Here is a 24,699-nt window from a genome sequence, read left to right as displayed (position 1 = left end):
ACGTAGGGTCCCGGGGTCAGAGCAGTAGGTGGAAGATGTCGAAGGCGACGTTCCATTCGGCGGTGCCGGGGTTCTTGCGGTCCGGCTCGACCGTGACGAAGGTATGCGCCAGCGCCACGCTCAAGCCTCCGGCGATCAGCGGCAGTCGCTGCTCGGTCTCCTCGGAGAGAGCCACGTCCAAGGGCGGCCGGGCCGTCAGTTGATCGAGCAGAGGCTGTAGTTCGATCTCCTCGTCCAGTTTTTCGAACCGGTGGATGCTCTCCTGCAGCCCCTTGGTGATCGGCAGGTCCCACGGTTCGATCACGTCACGCAGGTTTGCCTTTGCCGAGGCTTTGCCGATGAGGATCAAATCGTAGATCTTGTCGTCGATGAAATCCGTATAGCGCTTGAGGTCGTTCCGGTCGACCTGTAGTCCAGCCGCTGCCCGGAAGAACCGCTGGAATTTCACGGTGCCCATCACTGGCATGTCGTCAGCTCCTTTCGAAGTATTCATGGATTTGGCGTACCGCCATCGCTCCTTCACCGACTGCGGATGCGACTCGTTTCACCGAGCCGCGGCGGACGTCGCCCGCCGCGAACAGGCCGGGCCGGCTGGTTTCGAGCGTCCTGGACAGCCCGGCGCTGATCGGCCGGTTGCCGTCTCCTCGGGCGTGGACCGCGTCCATGCCCGTGAGGACGAAGCCGTGGTCGTCGAGTGCGATCGCGTCGGCCAGCCACCCGGTGTGCGGCGTCGCCCCGATGAAGACGAACAGGGCATGTACCCGGATCGTGTCCTGGTCGCCCGTGCGATTGTCCTCGACCACGATTTCGTCGAGGTATTTCTCGCCGTGCACCGCACGAATCTCGGTGTTCCGGTGCACGGTGACGCGCGGGTGGTGCTCGATCTGGTCGACCAGGTATCGGGACATGCTCTTTCCGAGGTCGTCGCCGCGGATGAGCAGGTGAACATGGGATACATGGTCGGCGAGGAAGACGGTGGCCTGGCCGGCGGAGTTTCCGCCGCCGACGATAGCCACCGGGTCGGTGCCGCACATCCGCGCTTCCTGATGGGTCGCGGCGTAGTACACGCTCGTCCCCTCCAGTGCCTCGATCCCTGGAACGGCCAACTTGCGATATCGTGCCCCGGTGGCGAGCACGACGGCCCGGCCGCGAACCGCGCCGCCGTCCGCCAGCCTGAGCACATGGTTCCCGGCCTCGGATCCCAAACCGGTCACCTCCGCCGACACCAGGATGCGGGCGCCGAACTTCCCGGCCTGGATTACGGCCCTCTCGGCCAATTCGGAGCCGGAGACCCCTGCTGGGAAGCCCAGATAGTTCTCGATCCGGGAGGAGGTACTGGCTTGGCCGCCGGCGGCGATCGACTCCAGTGTCACCGTGTTCAAACCGTCCGAGGCGCCGTACACGGACGCGGCCAGACCGGCCGGTCCGGCGCCCACGACGACGAGGTTGCACACGTCCTGGGCTGCGTCCGGGACCGAGTCCGGGACCGGAAGCCCGACGATGCGTGCGAGTTCCGCATTCGTCGGATTGCGCAGCACCTTCTCGCCGTGCCAGATCACGACGGGAGTGTCCTCGGGGGCGACGTCCAGGCTGCGCAGCAGCTGCTCCGCCCGTTTGTCCCGCTCCAGATCGATCCACCTGTGGGGCAATCGGTTTCGGATGGCGAACTCGCGAAGCCGCAACGTGTCTGGGGAATAGCAGGAGCCGATGATCCGGAACCCCGAGCCGAGCCCGATCAGCAGGTGCCGGCGCACCAGGTAGGCGCGCAGGATCAGATCGCTGAGCACGGGATCGTGGGCCACCAGCTCGCGCACCCGCTCGGCCGGGACGACGAGGACCTCGCCGTCCTCGATCGCTTCGGCGGTGAAGAACGCCACCTGGCCTTCCAGCAGTCCGAGCTCGCCCAGGAAGCGGCCTGGACCGTGCACGCGCAGTATCCGGCGTTCGCCGTCCCCGTCGCCCTCGTCGAGGACCGCGACCTTGCCGGAAAGGATGACGAAGAAGTCGTTGCTGGGCGCGCCCTCTCGGATCAGCACCTCACCGGCGCGAACCGATCGACGCGTGCCACCGGTCTCGAGGCTCGCGACCTGGTCGTCCGTCAGCCGCGGGAATGCTCCGACCGCATCCGGAGTCTCGTCGTCGACCGGCGGACTGTCGCCGACGGGTGCGGCCTCCTCAGACGAAGTTCTGGTCGACATAACACCACCGCCAATCTTCACCTGGCTCCATCGACTGGACGATCGGATGGCCGATGGCGTGAGCGTGCGCGCTCGCGTGCTTGCCCGGCGAAGAGTCGCAGCAACCGACGTGTCCGCACGTCAGGCACAGCCTCAGATGCACCCACGGGGTGCCGAGGCGAAGACATTCCTCGCAACCCTGCGGGGTCCGGGGCACCACGGCCCGGATCGCGGTCACGTGTGGGTCGGCATGGACATAAGTCATGACTTCGCCTCCTTGCCTGCATTTTCCGAGAGCGCCTGATCGAGCCACGTGCGCAGCTGGGGTACCGGAGCTGCGCCCGCCTGACGAGCGAGGACTTCACCCCGGTCCATCACCAGCAGAGTCGGCACGGCGCGGACGGTGAACCGTTCGGCCGTCTGGGGCGCAGCATCCACGTCGACCTTGACCAGCTTGATCTGACCTGCGCGTTCTCTGGCGAGCTGCTCGAGCGCCGGGCTCACCATGCGGCACGGGCCGCACCACGTCGCCCAGAGATCGACGAGCACAGGCACCGAGGACTTCTCGGCGACCTCCGCGAAGTCGCCGTCCCCTGCCGAGGCGATCCAGGGCAGCGGCTCGTGGCAGTTCCCGCAGCGGGGTCTTCCGTCCCCGGACGCCGGCACCTTGTTGACCTTGCCGCAGTGCGGGCACTTCACCTTCTCGGATTCCATGACGACACCTCTTCTCAGGCCGCCGCGACGGCGGGTTCCGCATACGCGACGGCGAGCTCGCCGCCGTCCACCGTGACACGGATGGTGCCACCCGGTTCGATTTCGCCCCGCAACAGCGCACGACCGATCTTGGTCTCGACCTCGTGGGCGATGTACCGTCGCAGCGGCCGCGCACCGTAGACCGGGTCGAAACCGTGTTCGGCGATGAGCCGGCGTGCTTCCGGCGTGATATCCAGGTGTATCTGGCGCTCCGACAACCTGTTCCGAAGTTCGGTGAGCTGCAGCTCGACGATGTGCTCGATCTGGGGCAGCGTGAGCGGGGTGAACAACACGATGTCGTCGACCCGGTTGAGGAACTCGGGACGGAAGTGCCCGCGCAGTTCCGCCAGCACCCGCTCCCGGGCGTCCGGCTTGATCTCGCCGTCGGCTGTGACTCCCTCGAGGAGATGCTGGGATCCGATGTTGGAGGTCATGATGATCACCGTGTTCCGGAAATCGACTTGCCTGCCTTGAGAATCGGTGATCCGGCCGTCATCGAGCACCTGCAGCAGGGTATTGAAGACGTCGGCGTGGGCCTTCTCGATCTCGTCGAAGAGCACCACGGAGTACGGCTTGCGGCGCACCGCCTCGGTGAGCTGGCCACCCTCGTCGTACCCGACGTACCCGGGGGGCGCACCGATGAGCCTGCTCACCGTGTGCCGCTCCTGGTACTCGCTCATGTCCAGGCGCACCATGTTGTCTTCGCTGTCGAAGAGGGCACTGGCCAGCGTCTTTGCGAGCTCGGTCTTTCCCACGCCCGTCGGGCCCAGGAAGATGAACGAACCGATCGGCCGGCGCGGATCACGGATACCGGACCTCGCCCGGATCACCGCGTCTGCGACCAGTTGCACCGCCTCGTCCTGACCGACGACCCTCTCGTGCAGAATCTCGTCGAGCTTCAACAGCTTCTCCCGCTCACCTTCCTGCAGCCGGGCGACCGGGATACCCGTCCATGCGGCCACGATCTCTGCGATCTCGTCTTCGGTGACCACTTCACGCAGCAACGGATTCCGGCCCTGCCTGGTAGCCAGTTGCGCCTCCGCCGCCTCGAGCCTGCGTTCCAGCGCGGTGATCTCGCCGTATCGCAACTCGGCGGCCCGATTGAGGTCGTAGTTGCGCTCCGCCTCCTCGGCCTCGTGGCGCAATCGTTCCAGCTCTCCCCGCAGCTCCTGCACCCGCCGGATCGCCTGCCGCTCCGCCTCCCACTGAGCGTGCCGGGCGTCGGCCTCGGCCCGTAGATCGGCCAGCTCCTTACGTAGCTCTTCGAGGCGCGCCTTGCTGGCCGCGTCCGTTTCCTTGGACAGCGCGGCCTCTTCGATCTCCAGCCGGGTCACCTTCCGGGTGAGCTCGTCGAGTTCGGCGGGCATCGAATCGATTTCGGTGCGTAGCCGGGCGCACGCCTCGTCCACCAGATCGATCGCCTTGTCCGGAAGGAATCGGTCGGTGATGTACCGGTGCGAGAGGGTCACGGCGGCCACCAGTGCGCCGTCCTGAATCTTCACGCCGTGAAACACCTCGAGGCGTTCTCGAAGTCCGCGCAGAATCGAGATCGCATCCTCGGCGCTGGGCTCGTCGACGAGAACGGTCTGGAAGCGTCGCTCCAGTGCTGCATCGGATTCGATGTGCTTGCGATACTCGTCGAGAGTGGTGGCACCGATCATGTGCAGTTCGCCGCGGGCGAGCATCGGCTTGAGCATGTTGCCGGCGTCGAGAGACCCTTCGCCGCCGACTGATCCCGCACCGACAACTGTATGTAGCTCGTCGACGAACAACAGGATGCGCCCCTCGGCCGCCTTCACCTCGGACAGCACCGCCTGCAGTCGCTCCTCGAACTCGCCGCGGTATTTCGCACCGGCCACCAGGGAACCCATGTCGAGCGAAAAGATCGTCTTGTCGCGCAGGCCCTCGGGCACGTCGCCGCGGACGATCCGCTGGGCGAGGCCCTCGACGATCGCGGTTTTACCGACGCCGGGGTCGCCGATCAGCACCGGATTGTTCTTCGTCTTCCGGCTCAGGATCTGCGTTACCCTGCGGATCTCGGCATCTCGGCCGATAACCGGATCGAGTTTGCCTGCCCGCCCCTCGGAGACGAGGTCGCGCCCGTACTTCTCCAGCGCCTCGTACGCCCCTTCCGGGGTGGCCGAGGTGACGCGCTGATTGCCGCGCACTTTCGTCAGCGCCGTGAGGAAGGCGTCTCGTGTGACCCCATGACTGGCGAGGACCCGCCCGGCCGCACTGGCCGATCCCTCCTCGGAGAGGGCCATCACGAGATGCTCCACCGACACGTAGGAATCCTTGAGTCGCTTCGCCTCCCGTTCCGCGGCGTCGAGCAGCTTGGCCAGGCGCTGGGTGATCGTCACCTGACCGGGTGTCGCGCCGGGGCCGCTGACCTTCGGCCTACGCGACAGTTCACGTTCCAGATCGGATCGCAGGGCATCGACGTTCGCGCCGGCCTGCTCGAGCAGTCGGGGTACCAACCCTTCCTGCTGATCGACCAACGCGAGCAGCAGGTGCTCTCCGTCGACCTCGGTGTGACCCATTCTGGTCGCGACGTTCTGGGCTTCCTGCAGGGCTTCTCGTGACTTTTCAGTCAGGCTGCCGGTGTCCATGGGGGTGTCCTCCTTCTGCGGGAAGCTGCTTCGAGTTTCTCGATTCGATCCAGCAGATCGAGCACGAGCCCGATTGCCGAGTAGTTCAGGCCCAGACCGGTCCGCAGCCGTTGGATGCGGGCGGCGTGGGCCACTTCGGATGGTTCGAACGACATCTCTCCGCCGGTGTCGCGGTGGGCGTCGAGCAGGCCGAGAGCCACAAGCTTTCGTGCCAGGTCCGGGTGCAGCCCGGTACGTTGGGCGAAGGCATCTGGCGACAATCCGGTGCGGCGAACCAATACGTACTGGGTGACCGGGGTCGGGGTGCTCATGTCTCTTTCCTCGGATCGAAGTTCGATTCGGCGGCCAACTGCTCGAACAGCTCGCGTTCGCGTGCGGTCGGTTTCGACGGCACCATCACCTTGATTTCGGCGTAGAGGTTGCCGTTGGCGCCCCGCGGATTGGGCATTCCTTCTCCGCGCAGGCGCAGCTTCCTTCCCGTCGACGAGCCCGGCACCACTTTGACTTTCGCCTCGCCACCCGGGGTGGGGACGACGACGGTCGACCCGAGGACCGCCTCCCATGGCGATACGGGCAGGTCGACGTAGATGTCCCGGCCCTGCACGCGGAACCGGGGATGCGGCTTGATCCGCACCACGAGGTACAGATCCCCGGGCAGCGCGTCACCGTTGCCCCGGCCGCCTTGCCCGGCCAGCCGGATTCGCTGGCCGTCCAGGACACCGGCCGGAATGTCGACGTCGTACTGCCGTCCGTCCAGTCTGAGAGTGCGTTTGCCGCCCCGATACGCCTCTTCCAGGGGCAGTTCCAGTTCCGCTTCCTGATCGGCGCCGGGAATCGGCCCGTACCCGCCCCCGCCGCCGAACATCTGCCCGAAAAGGTCCTCGAAGTCGACGCCGCCCTCGCCACCGACACCGTGACCGAAGTGCACCCTTCTGCCCCCGCCCCCACCGCCGTACCCGCCGCCGCCGAACCCGCCGCCGTACCCACCGGCGCTTGCCCGGACCCGTTCGTCGTAGTCCTCGGGCACACGCCGGAAGTCGTCACCGAATCGGTCGTAGCGTTTCCGGGTGTCCGGGTCGGACAACACCTGGTAGGCCTCGTTGGCCTCCTTGAACTTGTCCTCCGCAGTGGGGTCCTTGTTCACGTCGGGGTGGTACTTGCGGGCCAGCTTGCGGTAGGCCTGCTGGATTTCGTCGGTGCCGGCGCCCCGCGGGACCCCGAGCACTTCGTAGTAGTCGCGCGCCATCGGTGCTCACCCCTCGGGGCGGCTGACGACCACCGCGGCGGGACGCAGCTGCCGCCCGTCCTCTCCGTAGCCCGGGCGCAAGACCTCGACAACGGTCCCGGAGGGAAGGTCGGGTTGGGCCACCACACTGACCACTTCGTGGAGCTCCGGGGAGAACGGCACACCGACCTCGTCGTGGCGCTCGAAGCCGAACCGTGACAGCACCTGCACCGCCTGATCCCGGATCGCCTTCACACCCTCGACGACGGTCTGAGGATCGCTGCCCGCATGCGCCAGCGCAAGCTCCAAATTGTCCAGTACCGGCAACCACGCCGCGGAAACCTTCGCCACCTCCGCGGCGCGTTCACGGTCCAGATCCTTGGCATACCGTTTGCGCAGGTTGTCCAGATCTGCGAGGGCCCTGCGCCAGCGGTCCTCGAGTTGAGCCAACTCGGCCCCCGTGTCGGTGCGATCGGGCGCCGTCTCGGTCTGATCCGTGCCGGTACCGTCGGTAGCCGGCTCGGTCGTCGAATGATCTGCAGACCTTTCCATCGTGTGCCTCAGCTTCGATCGAATTCGGCGTCGATCACGTCGTCGTCATCCGACGACGCAGCCTCTGCGCCGCCAGCCTGGTGTCCGTCGCCGCCGTCCTGGACCGGCGCGAGCCCGTAGAGCAGCTGCTGGAGCTCTGAGGTCAGTGGCTCTACCTCCGCGGGTGAAGCACCGTCTTTGACGGCTTTCCTGGCGTCGGCGATCAGCATCTCGGCCCGCGCCTTGTCGTGCGGTGGCGCACTGTCACCGAGTTCGGCGAGTCGCCGTTCCACTTGATAGGCAACCGAATCGAGCGCGTTGCGTGCGTCGACCGCCTTGCGCAGGGCCTCGTCCTCACCCCGGTTCCGTTCGGCCTCTGCCAGCATGCGCTCGACCTCACCCTGGTCCAGGTTGCCCTGCTCACTGATCGTGATGCTCTGCTCCTTGCCGGTGTCCTTGTCGCGGGCGGTGACGTTGAGGATGCCGTTGGCGTCGATATCGAAAGTGACTTCGACTTGGGCCTCGCCACGTGGTGCGGGGCGGATGTCTTCCAGCCGGAACCGGCCGAGCACCCGGTTGTCGGCGGCCCGTTCGCGTTCGCCCTGCAGCACCACGACGTCCACGGCGGACTGATTGTCTTCCGCGGTGGAGAACACTTCGCTGCGCCGGGCCGGGATCGTGGTGTTGCGCTCGATGATCTTGGTCATCACCCCGCCCTGCGTCTCGACGCCGAGGGATAGCGGGGTGACATCGAGCAACAGCACATCGGAGACCTCGCCCTTGAGCACGCCCGCCTGGACTGCGGCACCGAGCGCCACGACCTCGTCCGGGTTGACGCCCATGTGGGGGTCCTTACCGCCCGTGAGCCGGCGAACCAGCGCCTGCACCGCCGGAATACGTGTCGAACCACCGACCAGGATCACCTCGTCGATGTCGTTGGCGGTGACCTTGGCGTCACTCATCGCCTGCTTCACCGGGTCGAGGCAGCGTTCTACCAGATCCGCCGTCAGATCCTCGAACTTCGATCGCATGATCGTGGTGGTGAGGTGCTTGGGACCGTTCGCGTCAGCGGTGACGAAGGGCAAGTTGACCTGGGCCTGCGTCACCGAGGACAACTCGACCTTGGCTTTCTCCGCGGCCTCGAAGAGGCGCTGCAACGCCTGCGCATCCTTGCGCAGATCGATGTTCTCCGCACTCTGGAATTCGTCGGCGAGGTAGTCCACCAGGCGTCGGTCGAAGTCGTCGCCGCCGAGGTGGGAGTCGCCGGCCGTGGAACGAACCTCGACCACTCCCTCGCCGACGTCGAGCAGGCTCACATCGAAGGTGCCGCCACCGAGGTCGAAGACCAGTACGGTTTCGTGGGTCTGCTTGTCCATGCCGTACGCCAGCGCCGCAGCGGTCGGCTCGTTGATGATCCGCAAAACCTCGAGGCCGGCGATCCGGCCGGCGTCCTTGGTGGCGTTGCGCTGCGCGTCGTTGAAGTAGGCCGGAACGGTGATGACCGCTTCCTTGACCTTCTCACCGAGGAACTTGCTCGCGTCGTCGACGAGCTTGCGCAGCACGAGGGCACTGATCTCCTCCGGCGCGTACTTCTTTCCCCGCACGTCGAATCGGGCCTCACCGCTGTCACCTGGTACGACGTCGAAGCTGACCGCTTTGGCCTCCTCGGAGATCTCGTCGTAATGACGTCCGATGAAGCGTTTCGCCGAGTAGATCGTGCCCTTCGGATTCAAGATCGCCTGCCGTCGGGCAAGCTGGCCGACCAGGCGCTCGCCGCTCTCGGTGAACGCCACCACCGACGGCGTCGTCCGCGCTCCCTCGACATTGGAGATCACCACCGGCTCGCCGCCTTGCCAGCTTGCGATGACCGAGTTGGTGGTGCCCAGGTCTATACCCACAGCAGTCGCCATGACTCATTCCTTTCGATCGGTCCGGCCGGTGAGCAGGCGGACGGCTTCGTCCGCAACCTCGACATCGGCGAGGACTTCGTAGTGACGTGGTTGTAATGACTGGATCGAGGTGAAGTCGCGCCGGCCGCCCTGCAGCGCATACATGAGCAGGCCGAGCAGGGCACCGACAACGGCACCGAACACCAACCCGTAGAAGGCGAGCGCGAGGCCCGTGAGCAGCGGCTGGACCCAATCGAGTAACCCGAAGATCCAGCCGAACAGCGCACCCGTCAGCGCGCCCGCGGCGGCGCCGCGCAGAGCGGCCCAGCCGTAGTTCAAGCGGCCGACGATCTGCTCGACCAGCTCGATATCGCGACCGACGATGGCCAGTTTGTCTACCGTGAAATGCTGGTCGGAGAGATAGTCGACGGCGCTTTCAGCGTCGGCGTAGTTGTCGAACGTTGCTACCACCTGGCGGGCAGGTCGGCTCGGACGTACCGCGGAGGTCCCGCCACTGGACTCTGACATCACGCCCCCTAGGCGTCAATAACTTGGGATCCGCCGAGCCCGCGCGTACCAGTTCGGCGTTCGGTCGGTCAGTCAACCGTTTGAGCTCACGGAGGCTCAACCGCCTGAGAGTTCCTCATCTGCCTCTGGGCGTCATCAAGATTCGCCTAAGGGGCGTCCACACCACGGGGGACAGTGGCGTCCACACCCCACCCAGGGCATAGATGTCCGCCGGAACCCGCTCGAGGCGGCCGCTACGCGCACTCCGGGCATCAGCCACTACTCCGGGAATCCCATGAGTAGATCTCCCGATAGCAAATTTTCGCAGCCGAAGGAGGTGGATGACTAGGGCCCAGCAAGTCGAAAGCAGGAAGCCGATTCCACCCCGACAGTACAGTCGCGGGAGCACTCGAAATAACAGCTTCTTCATCCTCACGTAGAGGATCAGGCTCTCGGCGGTGGGCCCTAATTCTCTGGCGCAGAATCGAACCAGTGACGGAATCCACTTTTCAGGTGTTGGATTAGCCCATCGGGTGGAGTCGGCGAGACTCTAATTTCGTTGTACCGCAACCGAATCGGGTGCAAACCGGGGATCTGGTCTGAAAGTGAAAGTAGTGCAACGGTATACGACTCGAAGCTGTAGCAGTGAGACACTCGCACCGTAATCGTCGATGCAGATTTTCCATCGGTATGTGACGCGGGTCGGGAGTCGCCGACCACGGGAGCAGCAGGGGTATGTTGATCGGGTGGGCCCGCTCGCGGCAGGTGCATGTAGGAGACCGATTCCTCACGGAGGCGGTCGCTGATGCGCGTGCCGTCGACCGTACGTTCCTCGATCTGGGCTCCGCTGGTCGCGATCGTGGTCCTCCTCCTCGCGGGATGCGGCGCCTCGGCTCCCACCACCTCGACGCCCTCAGCGGGGCCTGCCGTAGACCTGCCGGCACTGGTCCGGCAGGTGGAGGCCTCGGTCGTCACCGTGCTCACCGGGTCCGGCGTGGGCAGCGGCATCGTCTACAAGACTGACGGCACCATCGTCACCAACGCCCACGTGGTCGAAGGTGCCCGGCAGGTGAGTGTGGCGTTCGCGGACGGGCAACAGGTGTCCGCGAACGTGCGGGCCGTCGATCGCGTGACCGACGTCGCGGTCCTTCAAGCGGACCGCACGGATCTGACTGCGGCGACGTTCGAGACAGCGCTGCCAGAGGTCGGCGCGCTCGCCGTAGTCGTGGGCAGTCCGCTGGGGTTCGAGGCCACGGTCACCTCGGGCATCATCTCAGGATTGCACCGTCAGATCCCCGGGTCGGCCTCCACCGGGGCGCCGCTGGTCGACCTGATTCAGACCGACGCCGCGATCTCGCCGGGTAACTCCGGGGGTGCGCTGATCGACGGACAAGGGCGGGTCGTGGGGATGAGCCAGGCCTACATTCCCCCGTCGGCGGGTGCGGTGGCTCTGGGCTTCGCCATCCCCGCGGCGAATGTCGTCGATGTCGCGGACCAGCTGCTGGCCTCGGGAACCGCCCAGCATGCGTACGTCGGCATTCAGCCCGGCACGCTGACCCCGCAGATCGCCGAACAACTGGCAATAGACCGCACCAGCGGTGTCGTCGTCCTCGAGGTCGTCCCGCTCGGTCCGGCTGCGACCGCGGGTATCCGGCCGGGCGATGTCATCACCGCGGTCAACGGTCACGACACCGAGTCGGCGGAGGACTTCATCGCGGCGATCCGTGCCGTCGACCCCGGCGATCGAGTCGAACTGACCGTGCTCCGCGGCGGCGAGACCCAGCAGATTTCGGTTACCGTGACAGACCGCCCCGCCAGCTGAACGACGATTCCAAGAACGACCAATACGGGCGTGGACGGGATTTGTGTCGCGGCCCGGCACGTTGCGTTGGCTAGCCGATCGTAGTCGTGTCGACGGTGCACCCTCGGACGCTCGTGGTGTCTACCGGACAGAGGCAGCGGCGATCCGCGGCGGCGCTGTGATGCACGCGCACCCACTGCCTGGAGTTTGGGGGCAGGCCCGGCGGGTACGCGGAGGCGGTGGATGCGAATGAGCACCCGGGGGGAGGGCAATCCGGTGCGGAGGGCGAGCAGGTCTCGGTGCTGTTGATCGCGGATCCGGGCACGCCTGCGGCTCTCGCGGAACGCATCGCGGAGTACCTGCCGCAACGCCTGCGAAGCCGTGATCGCCTCGAGCGTCGGTGGACGACGTGCGTACGCGGCAAGCCGTACCTCTCAGACGAGCAAGCGGATTTCGCAGATGTGATCCACGCGGTTGATCCGTCCTCCGAAGGGGAGGACATCGTCGTGTACCTCACCGATCTACCGCGTCGCGAGGACACCCTGCCAGTGGTGGCCGACGTCAGCGCCGACCACCTCTTCGCGCTCATCTCCGTCGCCGGGGTGGGCGGCGTCCACATCGGGCACCGCGTCCGCACTGTCACCGAACTCGCGATCGCCCGCGTCCTCGGGGAACCGGAACTCATGCCCCCCGGCGCGGCGCGACGGTTCCCGTGTGTGCAGATTGAGGACGGTATCCGGTACTTCGCGCCCTCGGGGCTGCGGCGGCTGCGACTGCTGTCGGGGATGGTGCGGGCCAACCGGCCGTGGAGACTGGTCACCGGATTGTCGAAGGTACTCGTCGGCGCCTTCGCCACGGGTGCGATCGCGCTGGCCACCGACACGATCTGGTTGTTCGCCGACACGATGGGTCCATGGCGTATGGGTGCGGCGACGGTCCTGTCGATCGTGGCGATGATTCTCTGGCTGATCCTCGATCACGAACTCTGGGAGCGGCCGAAGTCGCCGGAGGAGCGCGATCGATCGGTGCTGTACAACACCGCGACCGTGGCCACCCTGGTCATCGGCGTCGCCATCCTCCACGTGGCCCTGTTCTGCCTGCTCCTGTTCACCACGTGCCTCGCTCTTCCCCCGGAACTGCTGTCCCCCATTCTCGGGCACGGGGTGAACTTCTCCGACTACCTCACGCTCACCTGGCTGCTGGCGTCCATCGCCACCATAGGTGGGGCGCTCGGGTCGGGTCTCGAGGACGACGCCGCCGTCAAGGAGGCGGCGTACGGGGTCCGGCAGCGGCAGCGCATCGAGGAGACGCGGAGGCGGTCGAACGAGGCGGGATGATCGCGGCCCGCGAAGCGTGCGACCCAACTCGGGGGCCCTGACGAGGTGTGCAATGTCGGTCGGCCGAGCGTCCATCGAGATACGAGCGACCGGGCGCGCTCACCCTGCTTTCGCGCGACGGTCGAAGGCTCCTTTTCGGTGGCGATGTGTGTGACCATTGGGAACCATGAGTACTCGTGGCGTGGTCCGAGAATGGCATGGCCACGACCTCCTCGGCGAGGATTGACTCGCCGGAGACCCCGGGCGGTTGCTGGGTGACTGGTCCACGGTTGCCGGTTGTGTGCCGATGGGGACGCTGTGACGGCGCCCGGGTGGCGTTCGAACGGACGGGCAGCGGTAACAGCACAGCCGGTGATCGCGAAGTTGGTCTTGTTTAGACTCGGGTCTGGTGGAGTCGGTCGACGACGAGGCAGATCATCGCCGCGTCGGTATCGGCCGGGCGGGTCCGTCGGGCCTGGTTGGGGATCGCAGGCATGCAGGTTCCGCTCCCTCCGAAGCTGCAGGGGCGGATCAGGTCCAAGACGGGGTTACAGGTGGCCGGTGTCTCCCCGCGCAGCCCGGCCGCCGAGGCGGGGCTGCGCGGGGAGACATCATGGTCGAACTCGACGGCAAGCCGATCGTGACGACGACTGCCGTTCAGCGGTTGATGGTCGAGGATGCGATCGACCGGCAGATCGAGATCACGGTGTGGCGCAACGGTGCGCTGGTGGATGTCTTCGCTCGTCCCCGTGAGCTCGCCGCCTGACGACCGCTGTCCGGACCCACGCCAGGAAGGTGCGCTCGTTGGAGAGGGGGAATCCCGGATCCGGGTCCGCGCCCACCTGCGCCGCCACCGCACGTCCGGATCAGATATCGGAACCGAGCCGATCGAGCACGTGCACCGCTTCGGTGATCAGGCCGTCGAGAATGCTCGCCACGTCCGTGCGCTCGCGAAAGTAGCCGACCGACTGTCCCGCTTCCGATTTCATCAACGGCTCGATGCGGTGCCGGGACACCGCGCCCAGCAGGTCACCGACGAGGATGTCCTGCAGCGGCATCGCCAAAGGTTCGGGTGCGCCCGGCTCGGACCATTCGTCGGTCCACGCCGTTGTGATCTGACGCAGGGTCTTGCCGCTGTCGGCCCGGGACCGGATCGTGTCGCCGGAGTCCGCCGCGGCCAGCTTCGCGAGCACGAGGGGATCGAGGTCGTGCTCCTTCGCGAACAGCCAGGCGGTTCCCATCCACACCCCACATGCACCCATCGCGAGTGCCGCGGCGAGATGTCGGCCGGTGGCGACTCCGCCGGCCGCTACCACGGGGATGTCACCGGCGAGGTCCACGATCTGCGGGACCAGTGAGAAGGTCCCGATGTCCCCGGTGTGCGCGCCGGCGTCGTAGCCCTGAGCGACCAGCATGTCGGTGCCGGCGTCGAGCGCGCGGCGGGCGTGCTCGGTGGTGCCGACGAGGGAGATCACCGACTTGCCTGCGTCATGCAGTGACGAGACGGCCTCGGGTGGGCTGCCGACGCCCATCGCGGTGATCGGCGCTTCCGATGCGAGCACGACGCCCAGTTGTGCGTGCGCCATTTCCTGTGAGCGCACGAACCGGGATCGGGTACCGGGTAGCCCGTCGTCCGGCACCGCGTACTTGGTGCGAAGGGCCGCAACGAAATCCCGATGACGTTGCGGTAAACGAGTTTCCAGCAATTCCCGATTGTCGCGTTCGGGCATGTTCGCCGGCAGTACGAGGTCGACGCCGTACGGGCGTTCGCCGCAGCGTGCGGCGAGCCAGGCGAGTCCTTCGTGGATCTCCTCGGGTGTGTTCCGGGTGGCGCCCCAGATCCCGATGGCCCCGCAGTTGGTCGCGGCCGCGGTTACCGGAAGAGAGTGACTGAACGCGAGAATTGGTAGCTGCGAGCCGAATTGGTGACAGACCGCTGTGTCGAGCCGGCGGTTCATCGGCGTGTGACCGCGGGGATGACGTAGCGGTTCGTGAGCATTTCCTCGCGCGGCTCGTAGAAGCGCATGGTGAGCTGAAAGTTGCCCTCCGGTGCGGGCAGCCAGTTCGCCCGCTCCGTCGCATCCGTTGGTTGGCGGTGCTGGATGATGATCTCGAGCGAACCGTCCGGGCCGTAGGTCAGACCCGTCGTCCGATCTCCGATCGCATAGCGATCTGCGGGGTTGTGTACGAGGAAGGACTCGTCGTCGTACATCGTCAGTGACCAGAATGCGTCGACCGGGGGAAGGTGTGCGCTGTCGAAGTGCAGTCGGTAGTCGTGCGCGCCGGTCAGCTGTCGTCCGGTCGCGTCGATCTCCGTGGTGGCGTAGATCGCTTCGGATGCGGTGAGGGCTCCGAGTCCGTGTCGGGCGACGGCGGCGCGCAGCAGATGGTTTGTCCCGTACGTACCGAGCTCGAGGTTGTAGTCCCACGCGCGCTCGCTCTTCGTGCGCCGCGCCGCGAGGAGTCGATCCCCGATGGTGACGGCGTGCTCGAGGGCGGTTCGGGCGACGGGGTCGGTGATGTCGGTCGACGGGCGTCGTCCGGGTGCGATGCCGAGGGTCGCGAACCGCGCGAGGGTGTCTTCCTCACCGGTCGGAGCCGGATCGGTTTCCATGGCGGCACAGAGTTCGTCGAAGAATTCGATGCCTGCCTCGCCGATCGTATGTGGCGATTCGATGGGTCCGGTGGTCCAGCGCGGTTCCCTGTCCCCGTCGACGGCGGGGGAGAGCCGGTACCCCTCGACGAGCTGGGCGACCTCGGCGAGATCTTCCGGGCTGTCGACGATCGTTCGGCCGATCAACCAGACCGTGTTCGTCGGCGATGTCAGGACCTTGCCGTCGGGGAGGTCGCCGCGCCAGGTCGGTCCCACGAGGACGAATCGTCCAGGATGTGTTCCGGTCGTGCGTCGTCCGACGTATTCCCACGTGTTCGTGTAGGCGTCGAGGAATTGGAAGCTGTAGTAACGCCCGTGCACCTCGGGGACGTCGAGGACGAGTGGTCCGGCTGCGAGGTCGAGCCAGCCGATCGAGTAGATCGTGTCGTTGTTGGGTTTGACGATTTCTCGATCACGGGCGGTGGCGAGCGCGGTGCGGTGGCGAAGTGTGTTGATCGGTGCGGCACCGCGATGATCGCGGCAGGTGAGCAGTCGTTTCGTGCGGTTCATCAGGACCAGTGGGTAACCCCACAGGTAGGCCTCGACGGCCACGGAGGCCGCGGTACCCACCTTCTGTCCGATGCGCTCGATGCTGCCGGGAGAGGAGGGCCGGGTGAGGGATGTCGTCATTGTTGCTCCGTTCCGGTGGTGTGGTGTGTTCACGGTGTGTCGGTGAGGGTGATCAGGGCGTCGACCGCGACGAGTCCGCCGTCGACGACACACAGTGGGTTGATGTCGATCTCCTGGTATTCGGGGTGTTCGTGCAGTACTGCGATCAGGGACCGGATGGCGGCGGCGATACTCGCTGCGTCGCAGTCGAACTCCGCGCTTGCCCAGGTGGCGAGTCCGTCGATGTCCTCGGCCGTTGCCGGTAGCAGGACGGTGTGTCGCGGCGCCGAGTGATCCTCGGCCCGGGCGCCCCCTGCGCCCAGGACGACGGCGGTGCCGTAGATCGGGTCCCGCACTGCGCCGAGTGCGATCTCGGCACGATGCTCGACGAGTGGTTGGACGACGAGGCGCGCCTCGTCGTCGCAGGATCTGTTCAGGCGGGCGTGTATCTCGGCCGCCGCCGACAGCAGATCCGCTCGTGCGATGTCGATGCGCAGCAACCCCAGGTGGGCACGGTGAGGTGCCTGGCTCGAGTCGCCCTTGACCACCATGCGTGTGCCCGCCCAGTCGGCGGCCTCGACAGCGGCGACGACGCCTTCCGGGGTGGTCGCCGCAACCATCGGAACATGGCGGATCCCGGCCTCGCTCAACACCGGAGCCGCATGCAGTTCGGTGAGCACCCTCCGAAGTGCGGGGGAGCGCCGGTCGCCCCGGTCTTGCTCGACGGGTTTCGTCGACGCGGGACGAACTGCCATCGAGGTGCGGCGCACGAACGCACCGATGCTCGGAATCACGGTCTCCGGGCGTCGAGAACGCGTGATCTCTCCTTCCGGGGCTCCGGCCCAGATGAACCATGTCGGGGTCGCCGTGGCGGCGCACGTCTCCGCGATGTCCCGGAAGTTGTCGACGAAGTAGTCACCGAAAGTCAGATAGACGACGACCGCGTCGATTTCGTCGGCCTCGTCGAGCACCCCGATGAGGGCATGGAAGCTGGCGAGGGAGCGGAAGAAATTGCCACCCATATCGATCGGATTGAGATCGCCCGCCTCGACTGTCCCGATTTCTGCGATTCGCCGCCGCGTCGGCTCTGACAGGGGTGGGATGCGGGCGCCCATCGTGGTGAGTGAATCGGCGAGGACGCCGCCGGCACCGCCGGACATGGTGAGCACCGCGAAGGCGGGCGATTCCGGAAGTCGGCAGACCTTCCGGCCGCACAGCACGGCGTCGACGAGTTCGTCGTCGGTCCGGACCAGCAGAATCCCTGCCTGCGTGCAGAGCGCGGACAGGAGTGTGTAGTCGCCGGCGACCGCCGCGGTGTGTGACAGTGCGGACCGCCGACCGCCCTCGCTGCTACCCACGGCCAACGCCACCACGGTCTTGCCCAGCGTGCGGGCACGCTCACCGAGTTCGCGGAGTCCGGCTGCGTCGCGCACACCCTCGAGGTAGAGCACGATCGTCTCGACCTCGGGTCGTTCTACGAGATACTGTCCGAGGTCGGCTGTGGTCAAACACATTTCGTTTCCGACGCTCGCGTAGTAGGTGTAGCCGATCTCCGCCTTCTCGAGTAGGTCGGCGAGGACGAAGCCGAGAGCCCCGCTCTGCGTGATGATGGCCACCGGTCCCTCGGTGCGCCGGGATCGGCCGAGGAATCCGCTGGTGGACAGCTGGATGTCCGCCGCATGGTTGACGAGGCCCAGACAGTTCGGCCCGAGAACGGCCATGTCACCCGCCGCCTCGCGTAAACGCTGCTCGCGCAATGTGTCGCCCGCCTCGGAGAATCCTGCGGAAAACACCACAGCCGCGACGACGCCGATCGCACTGGCCTCGGCGAGCACGCCCGGCGCCGCGTCGGCGGGGGTCGCGACCACCACGAGATCCGGTGGCGCATTCAGTTCGGAAAGGGATCTGACCGACACCACGCTCGGCGACTCGACCGGCTGCGGTCCGACCGCGACGAGTTCACCGCTGAATCCGCACGCGAGGAGTCGGTCGAGTGTCAGTCTGCCCCAGGAAAGCGGCTGCGTCGCAGAGACGCCGACCACGGCGATGGACTTGGGTTCGAACAGCGTATGGAGACGGTGCGAAGGAAAGGAAGGGGGCACAGCAGTGGCCCTTTCGAATGGTGGGGACGGTGGATGCAGTGCGCAAGAATGGGCTTTACGAGGAGGAGGTCGTCCGCAGGCGCGCCGCGTCGCGTCCGGGGCGGATGAGAGTCGCGCCGACCAGTGCGGCGGCGACGCAGACCATGGCCACCACCGCGAACCCGTTGTTGTAGCCGGCCGAGGTGTCGGAGGCGGACTCGAGCAGGTTACCCATCACGGTGGGTGCGATGACTCCCGCGAGCGTCGAAATTCCGACGCCGACACCGAGCACCGCGCCGCGCTGACGAACCGGTGCGATCTCGCCGGCGAGGGTCTGCGTGATCGCGAATACCGACGTCGGCGCTCCGAGCCCGATCATGAGCAGGATCAGGCTGCCGATCGGTGAGTGCACCATCACGCCGGCAAGAGTGCACACGCCGCCGCCGAATACCATTGCTGCACTGAGCATTCCCCGTGACCATGTCGTCGTGATTCCGGCCACGGTGAGGCGCTGCGAGAGTATCCCGGTCCCGAGGATGAACAGTCCTGCGACGGCCCAGAACACGGCCGTGGCGTTTCCGGCCCCGGTCATCGAGAATCCGCGGGATTCCTGGAGGAAGCGCGGCAGCCAGGCCACCGAGATGGCCAACCCGAAATAGGCCGCGAAGCCGAGCGCGAGGCTGCCGATGCTGGTGCCGGAGAGGAAGATCCGCCAGTAGCTGGTGTGATACTCGATTGCGGCGTCTGGCTCGGGCTCGGCCGGTGCGGGTGCCGCTTCGGCTCCGTAGGGTCCCTCGCTCCGCACGAGGAGGGCCCACGCGGCGCACCACACCAGTCCCAGGATCGCGACGGCGGCGAAGGCTTCCCTCCAGCCGAGGTGGACTATCACCCACGTCAGCGCCGGGGCTGCCAGCAAGGTGCCTACGCTGCTTCCCAGCGCGAGGACGCTGCTCGGCAACTGTCGCCGGCTGTCGACGAACCACTTGTGTAGCGAGTGGTTGGCGAGGCCGAATGCCGGGCCCTCCGCCGCGCCGAGCACGATTCGCGACGCGAACAACACCCCGATCGACGTCGTCCAGATCATCGGCGCCTGCGAGAGCGACCACACCACCGCGAGACCCACCAGCAACCATCGAGTGGGCACGCGGTTCGCGAGGACGCCGATCACCACGGCGGAGATGCTGAAGAGCAGAAAGAAGCTGCTCGCGACGTGCCCGTATTCGGCAGAATCGAGTCCAAACGTCTCACTCATCGGCTTCGCTGCGAGCCCCATGACCGCCTTGTCCGCGAAATTGATCAACATGAAGACGAACAGCAGACCTGTCACCAGCCACGCCCGTCGCGTCGACGGCGCGGTGGGCGCTGCCTTCGCCTGACGCCGGGACTCGATTTCACCAATCGACACGTTCAGCCTCCCTTGTGATCCAGCTCTCATCGAACTGGGGAATGTATCCAGTCTCCGACCGGCCGATCCCCGGAACAATCACCGCTTTCCACACCGACGCGACTATGGTGGTGTGACATGTCACAACCACTCCCGCCGCAGCTGCTCGCAGCGCTCGGGCGAGCGGAACGCCGTCTCCCCGAAATCTCGGCGCAAGCGGTGGAGCGGTACGCGCAGAGCTCGCCGCACTACGGCGAAGGATTCACCACCGAACACGTCTATCCGGTGATGGCGCGTAACTGCCGGATCTTCGGCCAGTTCCTCCTGCGCGGAGCCGCGGGCGCTAACGAGGACGCACAAACACAGCTCGATACCCTTGCGGCAGCCGCACAGGATCGTGCCGAGGACGGACTACCCGTAACGGATCTCGTCGACTCCTATCTGATGATCGTCGACATGATCTGCCAAGCCGTCCTCAGTGAAGTGTCGGCAGCTGACTCCGCCGGAGTGGGCGCCCTCCTGGAGGGCATGTTCGCGCAGGCACGCCGGGCCGTCTACACGGTGTCCGATGCGCACCAACAGGAGTTCGAGGCGGTAGGAACCGAGACCCGCGAAGCCGCCCGCGACCTCGTCCGGGAATTGATCTCCGGGGGGCCGGGCGCCGAATTGGCGCAACGACTCGGCACCCGGGTCGCTCCGGCCTACGTCGTCCTCGCGCTCCACCTGGGTGAGCACCCCGCCGAGCCGGCAGCAGACGAAGTCGGGCGGCGTATCGCCGGTCGACGCAAGGCGCGACGAGTCCAGCAGGAGATCCGGCGCTTCCTCGGCGGTGACGTCCTTGCCGCGCTCGAACGCGACGAGGGCATGGTCCTCATACCGGCCGACCCCGGCCCGAGCACCGCCTGGCTCACCACGATCCAGGCGATGATGCCCAGGCTCGAGGCCGTCGCCGGCGCGACTGTACGAGGCGGGGTATCCGCGGCCGCAGCGACCGCCGATCTTCCGCGCGCGGCCGCGCTGGCGCGGAACTTGCTCAACCTGGTCCGCGCACGCAATGATCCCGGTGCGCTCGGCGTGCTGGACAACCTCCTGGTCGAATACCAACTGGCACAGCCCACCGATGCGCGAACCTCGCTACTTCGGGTCATCGAGCCACTGACACCGTTCCCCGAACTCGTCGAGACACTGCAGCTGTACTTCGACAACGACTTCAATCGCAGGCGCACCGCGCGGGTGCTGCAGGTCCATCCCAACACCATCGACAACCGGCTCGCCAAGATAGCCGATCTCACCGGCACCGACCCGCGATCCTCGCGGGCCCTGATGCTGCTCGGATCGGCACTCACCCTGGCGAACCTGAACCTACCCGGGGCGTAGCGGCAGGTGGATCGCTCTCGAAGAGCTCTACTCTCGCACTCCGAACTGGACGCCCTCTCGATGCGCAGCGGAATGGATTCGAGCGGGGCGGCGATGTGACCGACGTCTGCCGCGACGGGATGCGATCGAGCACCGTCACCGGTTCATCTCGTGGCGGATCGCGTCCTGGACTCTCCCGTGAGCCACCGCGATACCGCCGGCGATATCGGTCAGTGTTCTCCGATGCTGCAGGCGCAACGGGTCGTTCAGTGCGCCATCGTGCAGGTGTTGCCGATGGGGAAAGACCGGGCGTTGCTCGGCCGTCACGAGGTGCCGGTTGAACGTTTCCGTGAGCTGCGACAGTTCGTTGAGTCGTCGGTAGACGTCATCGCTGGCCACGACCTGCGCCTGGCCGAGCAGGGAATCGAAACCGTCGCCGCCGATCTGCCCCGCATCATTCGGGTGCGATGCAGCCGATGTCGTTGCGGTGGCCGCGAGGCGAGCTGTCATTCTCAGCAGGTCGGCGTAGATCGCGAGCCGCAGCTTCACGAGTTGGTCTCGGCGCGCATTCCTGCTGCGCAGGCGTTCGGTGATCCACGGTGAGACCGCAGTGCCGACTATTCCGGCCACGCCCATCCACATGACCGCATTCACGATCGGTCTCCCGTCTCTTCTTGATTTCGTGCCGACGGCCCGCCTTCACGGACGAATCTAGTTGTACGACAACCGACCAGCCCGACACCGCCGCGTCCATACGCAACGCCGGCGGGCGTCGGGCAGGACCGGCGACGCCGAGCATCAACCTTTCGCCGCGAGAACCCCGCCGGGGCAATCATTCTTCGGTGTCGCCGAAGATCGCCTTGGCCTCGAGGTACTCCATCAGGCCGAACTTGCCGAACTCTCGGCCGTTGCCGGACTGCTTGTACCCGCCGAACGGCGCATCGAACACCAGCGGGGCACCATTGAGATGAACCGTTCCCGTCCGCAGCTTCCTGGCGACCTTCCGCGCGCGCTCCGGATCACTCGACGAGACCATCCCGGACAGCCCATAGGCGGTGTCGTTCGCGATGCGGATTGCGTCGGCCTCGTCCTCGTAGCCGATCAACATCATGACCGGGCCGAAGATCTCCTCTCGCGCGATGGTCATATCGTTCGTCACGTCCGCAAAGACGGTAGGCCGGACGAAGTAGCCGGTGGACAGTCCCGCTGGGCGACCGACCCCACCAGCGACGAGCGTGCCGCCCTCATCGATGCCGGTCTGGATCAGGCGCTGCACCTTGTCGAACTGTGCCTGTGACACCAGCGGACCCACGGTCGTCCCCTCGGACTCGGGTTGTCCGACCACGATCGACGCGGTAGCGGCTTTCGCGATCGCGATCGCTTCGTCCATGCGGTCCGACGGAACCAGAATGCGCGAACCTGCGTTACAGGACTGGCCCGAATTGACCACCACACCCAGCACGTCTCGGGTGATGACTTCGTCGAAGTCCGCGTCGTCCAGCACAATGTTCGCCGACTTGCCGCCGAGCTCCTGGGCGACGCGTTTGACCGTTGTCGCAGCGTTGCGAGCGACCTCGATGCCGGCACGGGTAGATCCGGTGAACGACACCATGTCGATGTCGGGGTGCATCGACAGTGCGGCTCCGACGGTAGGTCCGTCACCCTGGACGAGGTTGAATACACCGGCAGGGACACCTGCCTCATGAAGTATCTCCGCGAAGATGATCGCATTGAGTGGCGCGATCTCGGACGGCTTCAACACCATCGTGCAGCCCGCGGCCAGCGCCGGCGCAACCTTCGCGGCGATCTGATTGACAGGCCAGTTCCAGGGTGTGATGAACGCACAGACACCGATCGGCTCGTGCACGACCGTTGTCGTGCCGACCTTCTCCTCGAATTCGAACTCACGGAGCGCATCGACGGCCGCGGTGAGGTGCACCAAGCCGGACGGTGCCTGAGCGGTCGTGGCCAGTGAAGTCGGTGCGCCCATTTCCTGGGTGATCGTCGACGCAAGGTCGCCCATTCGCCGCCCATAGACCTCGATTACCCGATCCAGTAACGCAATCCGATCGGTACGTGTCGTCGAGCCATAACTGTCGAAGGCTCTGCGGGCGGCCGTGACGGCGCGGTCGACGTCCTTCTCGTCGCCCAGTGCGATAGTGGCGACGGTGTGCTCCGTCGCAGGGTTGACGACGTCGAGCGTGTCCGTGCCGATCGGGTCGACCCACTCGCCGTCGATGTACAACTTCCGGGTGTTCTCCATGGTGCTCCTTTGGTCGGCTGTAGAAGGTGAGAAAGGTTGGGTACCGCATGTGGCGTGTGGCCTTCGGGTGAGTGTGACGGTGTCCCGTGTTTGCACCGCTCTCGCGTCCCGGAGCCCTGGTTGGTTTGCGTCGGAATGTTTCCGGCGCCTGATAACGATGACTCACCGCAGCTCGGACGTCTGTCCGCCAGCCGGGCACACCGAGGGATGAATGCGTTGTCCCCCATCCGGGGGACAACGCAACCTCGGGTCGAGCGATGACGGAGAATTGTGCGGTCTATCCAGCCCCGGGCGCGGGGTTACCTCGATGCGCTGACCGACGACGACAGCGCGGGACGACGAAGTGCAGCCGCCGCCATCGTGAGCGCCACAGCATCCTCCGCGAGCGCGGCCTGCCAGTCCGGCATCCGCCTACCGGCCCACTGCCGCCACCACGCGCCGCCGAACGAGCCCGCGAGGGCACCGACAGTCCCGATGATCAGGGCCGACGCCGTGTCGACCCGGTCGCGGCGGGAAAGCGCCGCGGCGCCCCCGCCGCCTGCGATGAGTCGTCCGGTGAGCGCAGGCGGCGAGAGACGTGACGGTACGTTCGGGTTCTTGTCGGCGACCAGCTCGCCGCCGACGAGCGCAGTCGCGCCAACGAGGCGGACCCGGTGCACTGAGCCCGGGGCACCCGACAGCAGCGCCGCCGCGATGCCGGTGGAACTGCGGAGACCGCTCGCCACGCCGATCACGGCCGACCGGACGGTGCTCGACCGTTCCGCCGCCGGGTCGGTCCGGTGCCCCGTGGTCTCTTCCCGCTGTCGCAGCACGGTGGTGACGGTGGCGCCGTAGACGAGATGCGGCACGATGTCGCTGAGCCAGTCCTGGGCGGTCCACTGCCGCGGGTCGCTGATGCCGCGCAGGGCGATCGGGATGTCGGTGGCTGCCATCGCGGCGAGACCGATCCCGATCGTTCCGGCAGTCGGGGTCAGGTGGGCGCCGGCCCGGCCGGTAAGGGCCGCGGCGACGCCGAGTCCCGTTCCGACGGCGATCCCACCGAGCGCCCCGAACGCCGACCGCCGCGCCGCGAGCGCGTCACCGCGTCCCGGTATCGCGACGCCCAGAGCGGATGCAACGGACTCGACCGTCTTCTCCGGGACGGTGCTTGCGGGGCGGCCCCGGATCGCCATGTCCAGGTAGGTGACGGCGTCGAGCATCGTGGTGCCCGCGGCACCGGCGACGATGCCGGTCGTGACAGCGTTCATCGACATGCCTCTCTCGCGTGATCCGACGACGGGGTCGCCCTTCCCCGCAGCATCCCCCGGCGGCGTACCGGGCAAACGTGGGCTGGGGATCGGAGGGGGTCAGCCACCCGGCCACACCCGACGAGTCAGCGGCGGCCTCGCGGACCGGAACGGTGGCGTCGGCGACGAGGTCGGTGCCATCGCGAACGCGGGCGACCGTTTCTTGCCGCGACAGAGGAGTTCGTCGTGATCGTGCGTATCGGTCTGCTGACCCGAGCGGCGAAGGGTCCGTGTCGACGCCGGAAATAGTGTGGCGCAG

Annotated in this window: 22 protein-coding genes; 4 read left to right on the top strand and 18 right to left on the bottom strand. The window is 66.5% G+C overall.

Features of this window, described 5'->3' with window-relative positions; all coding sequences use genetic code 11:
• Positions 1 to 16: 16 nt before the first annotated feature.
• Genes DTA22_RS03200 through DTA22_RS03155 form a run of 10 tightly spaced genes read right to left on the bottom strand, consistent with a single transcriptional unit; the run spans position 17 to position 9,712 of the window.
• Positions 17 to 457 carry a DUF1931 family protein gene (locus tag DTA22_RS03200; RefSeq protein WP_174233749.1) on the bottom strand — a complete coding sequence of 147 codons (441 nt, stop codon included), beginning with the start codon at positions 455 to 457 and terminating at the stop codon, positions 17 to 19.
• A 13-nt stretch (positions 458 to 470) separates the two neighbouring features.
• Entirely contained in the window at positions 471 to 2,198 is a 1,728-nt protein-coding gene (locus tag DTA22_RS03195; RefSeq protein WP_037227182.1) for an FAD-dependent oxidoreductase, read from the bottom strand.
• The gene (locus DTA22_RS03190; RefSeq protein ID WP_005259203.1) at positions 2,176 to 2,442 is read right to left on the bottom strand and encodes a UBP-type zinc finger domain-containing protein; all 267 of its coding nucleotides are present in this window, start codon (positions 2,440 to 2,442) and stop codon (positions 2,176 to 2,178) included. Before DTA22_RS03190 ends, DTA22_RS03195 begins: the two co-directional genes overlap by 23 nt.
• Positions 2,439 to 2,891, bottom strand: coding sequence for a thioredoxin (gene trxA / locus DTA22_RS03185; RefSeq protein WP_037227180.1), 453 nt, complete (start codon positions 2,889 to 2,891; stop codon positions 2,439 to 2,441). Before trxA ends, DTA22_RS03190 begins: the two co-directional genes overlap by 4 nt.
• 14 nt (positions 2,892 to 2,905) lie before the next feature.
• Complete coding sequence (clpB, locus tag DTA22_RS03180) at positions 2,906 to 5,539, bottom strand: ATP-dependent chaperone ClpB (RefSeq protein ID WP_037227178.1); 2,634 nt, start codon at positions 5,537 to 5,539, stop codon at positions 2,906 to 2,908.
• A complete protein-coding gene (locus DTA22_RS03175; RefSeq protein ID WP_112298454.1) occupies positions 5,521 to 5,850 on the bottom strand; it encodes a chaperone modulator CbpM in 330 nt (109 codons plus the stop codon). The genes clpB and DTA22_RS03175 overlap by 19 nt, the downstream gene beginning before the upstream one ends.
• Complete coding sequence (locus tag DTA22_RS03170; protein ID WP_112298453.1) at positions 5,847 to 6,785, bottom strand: DnaJ C-terminal domain-containing protein; 939 nt, start codon at positions 6,783 to 6,785, stop codon at positions 5,847 to 5,849. The genes DTA22_RS03175 and DTA22_RS03170 overlap by 4 nt, the downstream gene beginning before the upstream one ends.
• Before the next feature lie 6 nt (positions 6,786 to 6,791).
• Complete coding sequence (locus tag DTA22_RS03165) at positions 6,792 to 7,316, bottom strand: nucleotide exchange factor GrpE (protein WP_037227173.1); 525 nt, start codon at positions 7,314 to 7,316, stop codon at positions 6,792 to 6,794.
• Between the two features lie 8 nt (positions 7,317 to 7,324).
• On the bottom strand, positions 7,325 to 9,205 hold the full coding sequence (gene dnaK / locus DTA22_RS03160) for a molecular chaperone DnaK (RefSeq protein WP_112298452.1): 1,881 nt from the start codon (positions 9,203 to 9,205) through the stop codon (positions 7,325 to 7,327).
• 3 nt (positions 9,206 to 9,208) lie between these two features.
• Positions 9,209 to 9,712, bottom strand: a complete 504-nt coding sequence (locus DTA22_RS03155; RefSeq protein ID WP_037227167.1) for a general stress protein — start codon at positions 9,710 to 9,712, stop codon at positions 9,209 to 9,211.
• Positions 9,713 to 10,496: 784 nt separating this feature from the next.
• On the opposite strand from DTA22_RS03155, the gene DTA22_RS03150 reads away from it, so the two are divergent.
• The 3 genes from DTA22_RS03150 (at position 10,497) to DTA22_RS36615 (ending at position 13,574) form a co-directional block, all read left to right on the top strand.
• The gene (locus DTA22_RS03150) at positions 10,497 to 11,513 is read left to right on the top strand and encodes a S1C family serine protease (RefSeq protein WP_112298451.1); all 1,017 of its coding nucleotides are present in this window, start codon (positions 10,497 to 10,499) and stop codon (positions 11,511 to 11,513) included.
• A gap of 218 nt (positions 11,514 to 11,731) precedes the next feature.
• Positions 11,732 to 12,829: a hypothetical protein gene (locus tag DTA22_RS03145; RefSeq protein ID WP_112298450.1), complete on the top strand. Its 1,098-nt coding sequence runs from the start codon at positions 11,732 to 11,734 to the stop codon at positions 12,827 to 12,829.
• A 592-nt stretch (positions 12,830 to 13,421) separates the two neighbouring features.
• Complete coding sequence (locus tag DTA22_RS36615) at positions 13,422 to 13,574, top strand: hypothetical protein (RefSeq protein WP_235214294.1); 153 nt, start codon at positions 13,422 to 13,424, stop codon at positions 13,572 to 13,574.
• On the opposite strand, the gene DTA22_RS03135 is transcribed toward DTA22_RS36615, so the two are convergent.
• The 5 genes from DTA22_RS03135 to DTA22_RS03115 all read right to left on the bottom strand — a co-directional run bounded on the left by DTA22_RS03135 (position 13,510) and on the right by DTA22_RS03115 (position 19,556).
• Entirely contained in the window at positions 13,510 to 13,650 is a 141-nt protein-coding gene (locus DTA22_RS03135; protein WP_255309421.1) for a DUF202 domain-containing protein, read from the bottom strand. The two genes, DTA22_RS36615 and DTA22_RS03135, sit on opposite strands and share 65 nt — an antisense overlap.
• Positions 13,651 to 13,674: 24 nt before the next feature.
• Positions 13,675 to 14,766, bottom strand: a complete 1,092-nt coding sequence (locus tag DTA22_RS03130; RefSeq protein ID WP_112298448.1) for an NAD(P)H-dependent flavin oxidoreductase — start codon at positions 14,764 to 14,766, stop codon at positions 13,675 to 13,677.
• Complete coding sequence (locus DTA22_RS03125; protein ID WP_112298447.1) at positions 14,763 to 16,091, bottom strand: DUF1254 domain-containing protein; 1,329 nt, start codon at positions 16,089 to 16,091, stop codon at positions 14,763 to 14,765. The genes DTA22_RS03130 and DTA22_RS03125 overlap by 4 nt, the downstream gene beginning before the upstream one ends.
• Before the next feature lie 29 nt (positions 16,092 to 16,120).
• Positions 16,121 to 18,112, bottom strand: a complete 1,992-nt coding sequence (locus DTA22_RS03120) for an acetate--CoA ligase family protein (protein ID WP_235214296.1) — start codon at positions 18,110 to 18,112, stop codon at positions 16,121 to 16,123.
• Between the two features lie 115 nt (positions 18,113 to 18,227).
• Positions 18,228 to 19,556: an MFS transporter gene (locus DTA22_RS03115; protein ID WP_245973496.1), complete on the bottom strand. Its 1,329-nt coding sequence runs from the start codon at positions 19,554 to 19,556 to the stop codon at positions 18,228 to 18,230.
• A 117-nt stretch (positions 19,557 to 19,673) separates the two neighbouring features.
• On the opposite strand from DTA22_RS03115, the gene DTA22_RS03110 reads away from it, so the two are divergent.
• Positions 19,674 to 20,912 (top strand): PucR family transcriptional regulator, encoded by a 1,239-nt coding sequence (locus DTA22_RS03110; protein ID WP_112298445.1) that lies wholly within the window; start codon positions 19,674 to 19,676, stop codon positions 20,910 to 20,912.
• 135 nt (positions 20,913 to 21,047) lie between these two features.
• Here the strand turns inward: DTA22_RS03110 and DTA22_RS03105 are convergent, their stop codons facing one another.
• The 3 genes from DTA22_RS03105 to DTA22_RS03095 form a co-directional block, all read right to left on the bottom strand.
• Positions 21,048 to 21,545 (bottom strand): hypothetical protein, encoded by a 498-nt coding sequence (locus DTA22_RS03105; protein ID WP_037227153.1) that lies wholly within the window; start codon positions 21,543 to 21,545, stop codon positions 21,048 to 21,050.
• A gap of 178 nt (positions 21,546 to 21,723) precedes the next feature.
• On the bottom strand, positions 21,724 to 23,154 hold the full coding sequence (locus DTA22_RS03100; RefSeq protein WP_037227151.1) for an aldehyde dehydrogenase family protein: 1,431 nt from the start codon (positions 23,152 to 23,154) through the stop codon (positions 21,724 to 21,726).
• 299 nt (positions 23,155 to 23,453) lie between these two features.
• Positions 23,454 to 24,401, bottom strand: a complete 948-nt coding sequence (locus tag DTA22_RS03095) for a hypothetical protein (RefSeq protein ID WP_037227467.1) — start codon at positions 24,399 to 24,401, stop codon at positions 23,454 to 23,456.
• Positions 24,402 to 24,699 lie beyond the last annotated feature (298 nt).

It is taken from the genome of Rhodococcus wratislaviensis, assembly GCF_900455735.1.
Classification (GTDB): Bacteria; Actinomycetota; Actinomycetes; order Mycobacteriales; family Mycobacteriaceae; genus Rhodococcus_F; species Rhodococcus_F wratislaviensis.
Note: the sequence above shows the minus strand (reverse complement) of the source record. Positions and strands in the feature narration are given on the sequence as shown.

Excerpts from the sequence above, each read along its gene's own strand:
- DTA22_RS03200 (WP_174233749.1), bottom strand. The coding sequence starts at position 457 with ATGGGCACCGTGAAATTCCAGCGGTTCTTCCGGGCAGCGGCTGGACTA.
- DTA22_RS03195 (WP_037227182.1), bottom strand. The coding sequence starts at position 2,198 with ATGTCGACCAGAACTTCGTCTGAGGAGGCCGCACCCGTCGGCGACAGT.
- DTA22_RS03190 (WP_005259203.1), bottom strand. The coding sequence starts at position 2,442 with ATGACTTATGTCCATGCCGACCCACACGTGACCGCGATCCGGGCCGTG.
- trxA (WP_037227180.1), bottom strand. The coding sequence starts at position 2,891 with ATGGAATCCGAGAAGGTGAAGTGCCCGCACTGCGGCAAGGTCAACAAG.
- clpB (WP_037227178.1), bottom strand. The coding sequence starts at position 5,539 with ATGGACACCGGCAGCCTGACTGAAAAGTCACGAGAAGCCCTGCAGGAA.
- DTA22_RS03175 (WP_112298454.1), bottom strand. The coding sequence starts at position 5,850 with ATGAGCACCCCGACCCCGGTCACCCAGTACGTATTGGTTCGCCGCACC.
- DTA22_RS03170 (WP_112298453.1), bottom strand. The coding sequence starts at position 6,785 with ATGGCGCGCGACTACTACGAAGTGCTCGGGGTCCCGCGGGGCGCCGGC.
- DTA22_RS03165 (WP_037227173.1), bottom strand. The coding sequence starts at position 7,316 with ATGGAAAGGTCTGCAGATCATTCGACGACCGAGCCGGCTACCGACGGT.
- dnaK (WP_112298452.1), bottom strand. The coding sequence starts at position 9,205 with ATGGCGACTGCTGTGGGTATAGACCTGGGCACCACCAACTCGGTCATC.
- DTA22_RS03155 (WP_037227167.1), bottom strand. The coding sequence starts at position 9,712 with ATGTCAGAGTCCAGTGGCGGGACCTCCGCGGTACGTCCGAGCCGACCT.
- DTA22_RS03150 (WP_112298451.1), top strand. The coding sequence starts at position 10,497 with ATGCGCGTGCCGTCGACCGTACGTTCCTCGATCTGGGCTCCGCTGGTC.
- DTA22_RS36615 (WP_235214294.1), top strand. The coding sequence starts at position 13,422 with ATGGTCGAACTCGACGGCAAGCCGATCGTGACGACGACTGCCGTTCAG.
- DTA22_RS03130 (WP_112298448.1), bottom strand. The coding sequence starts at position 14,766 with ATGAACCGCCGGCTCGACACAGCGGTCTGTCACCAATTCGGCTCGCAG.
- DTA22_RS03125 (WP_112298447.1), bottom strand. The coding sequence starts at position 16,091 with ATGACGACATCCCTCACCCGGCCCTCCTCTCCCGGCAGCATCGAGCGC.
- DTA22_RS03110 (WP_112298445.1), top strand. The coding sequence starts at position 19,674 with ATGTCACAACCACTCCCGCCGCAGCTGCTCGCAGCGCTCGGGCGAGCG.
- DTA22_RS03100 (WP_037227151.1), bottom strand. The coding sequence starts at position 23,154 with ATGGAGAACACCCGGAAGTTGTACATCGACGGCGAGTGGGTCGACCCG.
- DTA22_RS03095 (WP_037227467.1), bottom strand. The coding sequence starts at position 24,401 with ATGAACGCTGTCACGACCGGCATCGTCGCCGGTGCCGCGGGCACCACG.